Genomic DNA, 8,399 nt, shown 5'->3' with positions numbered 1-8,399 from the left:
AGTTGGTAGTAGCGCATGACTGTTAATCATGATGTCGTAGGTTCGAGTCCTACTGGCGGAGTAGTTAATTAAAGGAGGTTTTGACCTCTTTTTTTGTTATATAATTAATAATCTATCTCGCACCTAACGAAGCGAAATATTTTTCTTGACGATAGAAGTTTCAGACACCATCATTTTCGAGCACTAATAGCACTTAAAACGATGCTCTCTAAGTAGAATTGAGGAATCTTAGAATATTTTTGAAAGTCATATTTCTTCATTTAACTTCCGCAATCAGGGAAAGATGGGGCGTCGTAGTCCAGTTTAGCGATAATTTCCTTATGTGTACCCCTTATTGATGATATCCATAATTTAGAAATTAGGGTCTGTAAGCTCTAGTAATTTTGTGATAAAGTGTAATTGTTCCATATGATTCTGTGTAATGATGGTTTGGTGCCTTTTCATTATAAATCTTATGGAATTTTTTTCTACCCTAAAATAGGGTCCATAAGATCCATAGAGGATTTAACCACTACAAATATTATAGTTATTTTTCTTTTTAATAATTATTAAGTGCTTCATTTCTATTCAATCACTTTATAGCTTAAACTGAGAAAGATTCAATGCAATGGTAACCGTACAGGATGATTTGTAATAAGGATAATTTTTGTAAATCATTTATAGGAAATTTTTTATTTTTAGGGATTTAATAGTTTGTTTTTGATGTAAGATATTTGTTCTTATTCTGTCAACTTTTCCTATTTTTTATCTTATTGAGGTTGGTATTTGTACAATTCAGGAATTATTAATAACTTTTTATAATTTTTTGTTAGAATAAGATCATAAAAAGTAAAGGAGTGTATGCTTATGCTACAAAGTATTTATGATCAGATGACTGATTTCTATGACAGTATCGAAGAAGAGTATGCTACTTTCTTTGATAATAGTTGGGAATGGGAAGATTTTCATTTTAAATTTTTGATTTATTATTTAGTTAGATATGGCATTGGGTGTCGTAGGGATTTTATCGTTTACCATTATCGTGTTGCTTATCGTTTGTATCTTGAAAAATTGATAATGAAACAAGGTTTTGTTGCTTGTTGAGACAATATGAGTTAATTTCCGAACAAATTTAACTTTTTGTGGAAAAATAATGATAAATAGCCGGAATTTTTTCTAAAACATTTTTTAATAGTTGGAAATAGCAAATCTTTCCATTGTTTCTTCTTGATAAAAAGGCGATTTTTTCTTATAATAAATTGTAAGATATAATTGCGGGTGAGATTCCTGCCATGTATGTGAGAAAGGAAGAGCCTGAGGGCTCAGACAAGATTATGACTTCAGTTGTTGTTGTAGGTACCCAATGGGGTGATGAAGGTAAAGGGAAGATTACAGATTTCCTTTCAGCTAATGCAGAAGTGATTGCACGTTACCAAGGTGGTGATAATGCAGGTCACACGATTGTGATCGATGGTAAGAAATTTAAGTTGCACTTGATTCCATCTGGAATTTTCTTCCCTGAAAAAATCTCTGTTATTGGGAATGGTATGGTTGTAAATCCTAAATCTCTTGTAAAAGAGTTGAGCTATCTTCATGAGGAAGGTGTGACAACTGATAACTTGCGTATTTCTGATCGCGCGCACGTTATCTTGCCTTATCATATCGAGTTAGATCGTTTGCAGGAAGAAGCTAAGGGTGACAATAAGATTGGTACTACAATTAAGGGAATTGGTCCAGCTTATATGGACAAGGCTGCTCGTGTTGGGATTCGTATCGCCGATCTTTTGGATAAAGACATTTTCCGTGAGCGTTTGGAACGTAATCTTGCGGAAAAGAATCGTCTGTTTGAAAAATTGTATGACAGTACTCCTATTTCAATTGATGATATTTTTGAAGAGTACTATGAATATGGCCAACAAATCAAGCAATATGTAACTGATACATCTGTTATCTTGAACGATGCGCTTGATAATGGTAAACGTGTGCTTTTTGAAGGTGCACAAGGTGTTATGCTAGATATCGACCAAGGTACCTATCCATTTGTTACGTCATCAAACCCTGTGGCTGGTGGTGTTACGATTGGTTCTGGTGTTGGTCCAAGTAAGATAGACAAGGTTGTTGGTGTATGTAAAGCCTATACGAGTCGTGTTGGAGACGGTCCTTTCCCAACTGAGTTGTTTGATGAAGTGGGAGAACGTATCCGTGAAGTCGGTCATGAATATGGTACAACAACTGGTCGTCCACGTCGTGTGGGATGGTTTGATTCAGTTGTGATGCGCCATAGCCGTCGCGTTTCTGGTATTACTAACCTTTCATTGAACTCTATCGATGTTTTGAGTGGTTTAGATACTGTGAAAATCTGTGTGGCCTATGATCTTGATGGTCAACGTATTGACTACTATCCAGCTAGTCTTGAGCAATTGAAACGTTGCAAGCCTATCTATGAAGAGTTGCCAGGTTGGTCAGAAGATATCACTGGAGTTCGTAATTTGGAAGATCTTCCTGAGAATGCGCGTAACTATGTTCGTCGTGTGAGTGAATTGGTTGGCGTTCGTATTTCTACTTTCTCAGTAGGTCCTGGTCGTGAACAAACAAATATTTTAGAAAGTGTTTGGTCCTAAGAGATTTTTAAGATTTGTTTAAGATAGATCGGGTATACTATAGACAGTTACAAGAAGACCTCCTAACTTGTTGTAACAAATATCCTAAACTTTTCTTTTTCATAATAATCTCCCTATAAAGTCACCGCATTCGGTGGCTTTTTTTGTGTTGGGATTCATGATATAATAATAAAATCGATAAGCAGGAAAAGAGAAACGGATGAATTATACAGTTGAAGAAAAAGAAAGCTTCATGAGAGAGGCATTGAGAGAGGCTGAGATTGCTCTTGAACACGATGAAATTCCAATTGGTTGTGTGATTGTCAAGGATGGAGAAATCATTGGCCGTGGGCATAATGCGCGTGAGGAATTGCAGCGAGCGGTTATGCATGCGGAGATTATGGCTATAGAGAATGCGAACTTGAGTGAGGAGAGCTGGCGCTTGCTGGATTGCACACTTTTTGTGACCATTGAGCCGTGTGTCATGTGTAGTGGGGCGATTGGGCTTGCCCGTATTCCAAACGTGGTCTATGGGGCTAAAAACCAGAAATTTGGCGCTGCTGGAAGTTTGTACGATATCTTGACAGATGAGCGTCTTAACCATCGTGTAGAGGTTGAAATAGGAATTTTGGAAGATGAATGCGCAGCTATTATGCAGGACTTTTTTAGAAATAGACGGAAAAAATAATTTTGCTTTTAAAATGAATAGGAATGTGATATAATAAATAGTGGAGCAACGGTTCTGCGTGAAGCGGGTCAGGGGAGGAATCCAGCAGCCCTAAGCGATTTGAATTGTGTGCTCTTTTTTTCGTGCTTTTTCCGAATAAATAAGATAGAATAATCTAGAATAAATGATAATAGAAAAGAGAAGAATATGAAAATTCGTGGTTTTGAATTGGTTTCGACTTTTACAGATAAAAATTTATTGCCCAAGCGTGAGACAGCGCATGCGGCTGGTTACGACTTAAAGGTTGCTGTGCGCACAGTTATCGTTCCAGGAGAGATTGTCTTGGTTCCGACAGGGGTTAAGGCTTATATGCAGCCGACTGAGGTTCTCTACCTCTATGATCGTTCTTCAAACCCTCGTAAGAAGGGCTTGGTTTTAATTAATTCAGTTGGGGTCGTTGACGGGGATTATTATGGAAATCCTGGGAATGAAGGGCATATTTTTGCGCAGATGAAGAATATCACAGACCAAGAGGTTATTCTTGAAGTTGGGGAACGTGTTGTTCAGGCTGTCTTTGCACCTTTCTTAATCGCAGATGGAGATGCGGCTGATGGCGTTCGAACTGGTGGATTTGGATCGACTGGGCACTAGAATGAAGATTATCTTTGTACGTCATGGGAAGCCAGATTATTGTGAGTTAGAGAAGCGTTCTTATACGGGATTTGGGATAGATTTGGCACCCTTGTCTGAGAAGGGACGGCAGCAAGCTCAGGAACTGAGCACCAATCCTTTACTCCCTTCGGCTGAAATAATCATATCTTCTGCAGTCACAAGAGCTTTAGAAACGGCTTCTTATGTGGTTTGTGCTACGGGTCTTCCTTTAAGAGTGGAGCCATTATTGCATGAATGGCAGGTCTATGAAAGTGGCACAGATAATTTTGAAAAAGCTCGTACTATGTTTCTAGAAAATAAGGGGGAGTTACTTCCTAATAGTCCTATTCAATATGAGACAGCTACGGAAATGAAGTCTCGTTTTCTAGAATGTATGTCTAAGTATCGAGAACACCAGACTGTGGTAGTTGTTGCTCATCGAATGCTCATGCGTCAGTTTGTGCCAAATGAGAAGATTGATTTTTGCCAAGTGATTGAGTGTGAGTTAGAGATATAGAAAGAGGTTTATCATCGCAAAGAAAAAAGCGACATTTGTATGTCAAAATTGTGGGTATAATTCCCCTAAATATCTGGGACGTTGTCCTAACTGTGGGTCTTGGTCTTCTTTTGTAGAAGAGGTTGAGGTTGCCGAGGTCAAGAATGCGCGTGTGTCCTTGACAGGTGAGAAAACAAAACCCATGAAACTAGCTGAGGTGACTTCAATTAACGTCAATCGAACCAAGACGGAGATGGAGGAATTCAACCGTGTACTTGGAGGCGGAGTGGTACCAGGAAGTCTCGTCCTCATCGGTGGGGATCCTGGGATTGGGAAATCAACCCTTCTTTTACAAGTTTCAACCCAGCTGTCTCAAGTGGGGACAGTTCTCTATGTCAGTGGGGAGGAGTCTGCCCAGCAGATTAAGCTACGAGCAGAGCGCTTGGGAGATATTGATAGCGAGTTTTATCTCTATGCAGAGACCAATATGCAGAGTGTTCGAGCTGAGGTGGAGCGCATCCAACCAGACTTCCTCATTATTGACTCCATTCAGACTATTATGTCTCCTGAGATTTCAGGGGTGCAGGGATCTGTTTCTCAAGTGCGTGAGGTGACAGCTGAACTTATGCAGCTGGCCAAGACCAATAACATTGCCATCTTTATCGTAGGTCATGTGACCAAGGAAGGAACATTAGCTGGGCCTCGTATGTTGGAGCATATGGTGGATACGGTGCTTTACTTTGAAGGGGAGCGTCACCATACCTTTCGTATTTTGAGAGCGGTCAAAAACCGTTTTGGCTCCACTAATGAGATTGGGATTTTTGAGATGCAGTCGGGCGGATTGGTCGAGGTACTTAATCCGAGTCAAGTTTTCCTAGAAGAGCGTTTGGATGGAGCAACTGGTTCATCAATCGTTGTGACCATGGAAGGGACGCGTCCGATTTTGGCGGAGGTTCAGGCCTTGGTGACACCGACCATGTTTGGAAATGCCAAGCGTACGACAACAGGCCTTGATTTTAACCGTGCTAGCTTGATTATGGCTGTTTTGGAAAAACGGGCAGGTCTTCTCTTACAAAATCAGGATGCTTATCTCAAATCTGCTGGTGGTGTCAAATTGGATGAACCTGCCATTGACTTAGCTGTTGCAGTTGCCATTGCTTCGAGCTATAAAGACAAGCCAACTAATCCTCAGGAATGTTTTGTCGGAGAACTGGGCTTGACAGGAGAAATTCGACGCGTGAATCGTATCGAGCAACGCATCAATGAAGCTGCTAAACTGGGCTTTACTAAGATTTATGTGCCTAAGAATTCCTTGACAGGAATCACTCCGCCTAAGAAAATTCAGGTCATTGGCGTGACAACGATTCAGGAAGTTTTGAAAAAGGTCTTTGCATAATCCGTGACAAATCCTCTTAAAAATGATAAGATAGGAGAAATATTTGACTATCAAATTTTCAAGGAGGGAATCGTGTCGTATTTTGAACAGTTTATGCAAGCCAATCAGGCTTATGTTGCCCTACATGGGCAGTTAAATCTGCCACTTAAACCCAAAACTAGAGTAGCCATTGTGACCTGTATGGACTCACGTCTGCACGTTGCGCAAGCTTTGGGATTGGCACTTGGGGATGCTCATATCTTGCGGAATGCAGGTGGTCGAGTGACTGAGGACATGATTCGTTCGCTAGTTATTTCCCAGCAACAAATGGGGACAAGAGAGATTGTGGTATTGCACCATACAGACTGTGGTGCTCAGACTTTTGAAAATGGCTCTTTTCAGGAGTATTTGAAGGAAGAATTGGGTGTCGATGTGTCAGACCAGGACTTCTTGCCCTTCCAAGATATAGAGGAGAGTGTGCGAGAGGATATGCAACTCCTTATCGAGTCTCCCCTAATACCAGATGATGTCATTATCTCTGGTGCTATTTACGATGTGGATACAGGAAGTATGACAGTCGTAGAATTGTAAAAAATTCATTTAGAAAGAAAGTGTATGAAGAAAAACAGTATTTTATTTATTTTTATCTTATTACTATGTATTGGTTTGCAGTATGAAACTATCTACTATACGGACGGTTCGATGTCAGGTGCGGAATATGGACTAATGGGAGTTTCTATCTTTCTAGCTCTCTTTTACATGATTCCGGCTCTTTATTTCCTTTTCCGTATTGGAAAAAAATGGGAATTGTCAAAGAATGCCTTGATCTTGTCTTTATTGGGTGGGATGTTCCTTTCAGGCTGGTTGTCTAGCTTTGCTAATACTTATATCCATGATTTTCTGGGAGTTCTTTTCCCAGATAGTGCATTTTTAAATGCCTTTGAAAGTGCTATTGTGGCTCCTTTGGTAGAAGAACCTCTGAAATTATTGCCACTTGTTTTTGTTTTAGCTTTGATTCCTGTGCGAAAATTAAAATCTTTGTTTTTACTAGGGATTGCTTCTGGTTTGGGATTCCAAATGATTGAGGATATTGGCTATATTCGTACGGATTTGCCAGAGGGCTTTGACTTTACTATTTCGCGAATTTTAGAGCGTATCATCTCAGGTATTGCCTCTCACTGGACTTTTTCAGGCCTGGCTGTAGTAGGTGTTTACTTGCTTTATAGATCCTATAAAGGACAGAAGGATGGCAAGAAAGAGGGGCTTATTTTCCTAGGTTTAGCCTTGGGAACTCACTTCTTGTTTAATTCTCCTTTTGTAGAATTAGAGACAGAGTTGCCATTAGCGATTCCAGTGGTTACAGCTATTACTCTCTATGGTTTTTATCAGGCTTATCGCTTTGTTGAGAAGCACGATAAGATAATGAACTAGAATATTTTTCAAAAGAATGATGCAAGGGTACAAATATGGTGCCCTTCTTTTATTTTTGATTGAAAAATAGTGTAAAAAGCGCTACAATGGTAGATGGAAAATCTTGTGAAAAGCACAAGCGATACATATATACCGGAGGAAATCATGTCTTTTTCTGATTTAAAGCTGTTTGCCCTTTCTTCTAATAAAGAATTGGCAGAACGTGTGGCGCAGGAGATTGGGATAGAGTTGGGGAAATCAAGTGTTCGCCAATTTTCAGATGGAGAGATTCAGGTCAACATCGAAGAATCAATCCGTGGGAAACACGTCTTTATCCTACAATCAACTAGTTCGCCTGTAAATGACAATCTGCTTGAAATTTTGATTATGGTAGATGCTTTGAAGCGTGCCAGTGCAGAATCTGTCAATGTTGTCATGCCTTACTATGGGTATGCACGTCAGGATAGAAAGGCGAGAGCGCGTGAGCCAATCACCTCAAAACTTGTTGCAAATATGCTTGAAGTAGCTGGGGTAGATCGTTTATTGACAATCGACTTGCATGCTGCGCAGATTCAAGGATTCTTTGATATTCCTGTGGATCATTTGATGGGAGCTCCTCTGATTGCAGATTATTTTGAGCGTCGTGGTATGGTTGGTTCTGACTATGTGGTTGTCAGCCCAGACCATGGAGGGGTGACTCGTGCTCGTAAGTTGGCAGAATTTTTGAAAACATCTATTGCTATCATTGACAAACGTCGTAGTGTTGATAAGATGAATACCAGTGAAGTCATGAACATCATCGGTAAGGTAGAAGGCAAGACTTGTATCTTGATTGATGATATGATTGATACAGCTGGAACCATTTGCCACGCGGCAGATGCCCTTGCGGAAGCTGGTGCTGTTGAAGTCTATGCAAGCTGTACGCACCCAGTTCTTTCTGGGCCAGCTATGGACAATATCCAAAAATCAGCTATCAAGAAATTGGTGGTTTTGGATACTATCTACTTGCCAGAAGAGCGCTTGATTGATAAGATTGAGCAGATTTCAATCGCTCATCTCCTAGGAGATGCTATCGTACGTATCCATGAAAAACGCCCACTTTCTCCACTTTTCAGTATTGAGAAAAAGATTTAATGACCAAGCCTGAGATAATTCTCAGGTTTTTATTTGAAAAAAAACAGTAAAAAAGCGCAAAAAATCACTTCCTGTGCTATACTGTAA

General features: G+C 40.0%; 9 protein-coding genes, 1 other RNA gene and 1 pseudogene. 10 read left to right on the top strand and 1 reads right to left on the bottom strand.

The features are described from left to right. Positions 1-186: 186 nt before the first annotated feature. Positions 187-348, bottom strand: a pseudogene (locus tag ADH54_RS11460) (ISL3 family transposase); the annotation flags it as partial. Between the two features lie 498 nt (positions 349-846). On the opposite strand from ADH54_RS11460, the gene comW reads away from it, so the two are divergent. The 10 genes from comW (at position 847) to ADH54_RS07730 (ending at position 8,312) form a co-directional block, all read left to right on the top strand. After that, complete coding sequence (gene comW / locus ADH54_RS07770) at positions 847-1,083, top strand: sigma(X)-activator ComW (RefSeq protein ID WP_049524667.1); 237 nt, start codon at positions 847-849, stop codon at positions 1,081-1,083. 230 nt (positions 1,084-1,313) lie between these two features. Further along, a complete protein-coding gene (locus tag ADH54_RS07765; protein ID WP_049524668.1) occupies positions 1,314-2,600 on the top strand; it encodes an adenylosuccinate synthase in 1,287 nt (428 codons plus the stop codon). Between the two features lie 199 nt (positions 2,601-2,799). Beyond that, the gene (gene tadA / locus ADH54_RS07760) at positions 2,800-3,267 is read left to right on the top strand and encodes a tRNA adenosine(34) deaminase TadA (RefSeq protein ID WP_049524666.1); all 468 of its coding nucleotides are present in this window, start codon (positions 2,800-2,802) and stop codon (positions 3,265-3,267) included. Positions 3,268-3,299: 32 nt separating this feature from the next. Beyond that, an RNA gene (gene ffs / locus ADH54_RS10845) (signal recognition particle sRNA small type) lies at positions 3,300-3,397 on the top strand. A 56-nt stretch (positions 3,398-3,453) separates the two neighbouring features. Continuing rightward, on the top strand, positions 3,454-3,897 hold the full coding sequence (locus ADH54_RS07755; RefSeq protein WP_049524665.1) for a dUTP diphosphatase: 444 nt from the start codon (positions 3,454-3,456) through the stop codon (positions 3,895-3,897). Next, positions 3,857-4,414, top strand: coding sequence for a histidine phosphatase family protein (locus tag ADH54_RS07750; protein WP_080980822.1), 558 nt, complete (start codon positions 3,857-3,859; stop codon positions 4,412-4,414). Before ADH54_RS07755 ends, ADH54_RS07750 begins: the two co-directional genes overlap by 41 nt. 13 nt (positions 4,415-4,427) lie before the next feature. Beyond that, the gene (gene radA / locus ADH54_RS07745) at positions 4,428-5,789 is read left to right on the top strand and encodes a DNA repair protein RadA (protein ID WP_080566762.1); all 1,362 of its coding nucleotides are present in this window, start codon (positions 4,428-4,430) and stop codon (positions 5,787-5,789) included. A gap of 72 nt (positions 5,790-5,861) precedes the next feature. Then, positions 5,862-6,359 carry a beta-class carbonic anhydrase gene (locus tag ADH54_RS07740; protein ID WP_004236873.1) on the top strand — a complete coding sequence of 166 codons (498 nt, stop codon included), beginning with the start codon at positions 5,862-5,864 and terminating at the stop codon, positions 6,357-6,359. Between the two features lie 24 nt (positions 6,360-6,383). Continuing rightward, positions 6,384-7,199, top strand: a complete 816-nt coding sequence (locus ADH54_RS07735) for a PrsW family intramembrane metalloprotease (protein ID WP_049524663.1) — start codon at positions 6,384-6,386, stop codon at positions 7,197-7,199. Positions 7,200-7,343: 144 nt separating this feature from the next. Then, entirely contained in the window at positions 7,344-8,312 is a 969-nt protein-coding gene (locus ADH54_RS07730; RefSeq protein ID WP_000010158.1) for a ribose-phosphate diphosphokinase, read from the top strand. The last annotated feature ends 87 nt before the right edge of the window (positions 8,313-8,399 follow it).

Origin of the sequence: Streptococcus pseudopneumoniae, assembly GCF_001072315.1 — a bacterium.
GTDB lineage: Bacteria > Bacillota > Bacilli > Lactobacillales > Streptococcaceae > Streptococcus > Streptococcus pseudopneumoniae_R.
This window is presented reverse-complemented; position numbering and strand designations above follow the sequence as displayed.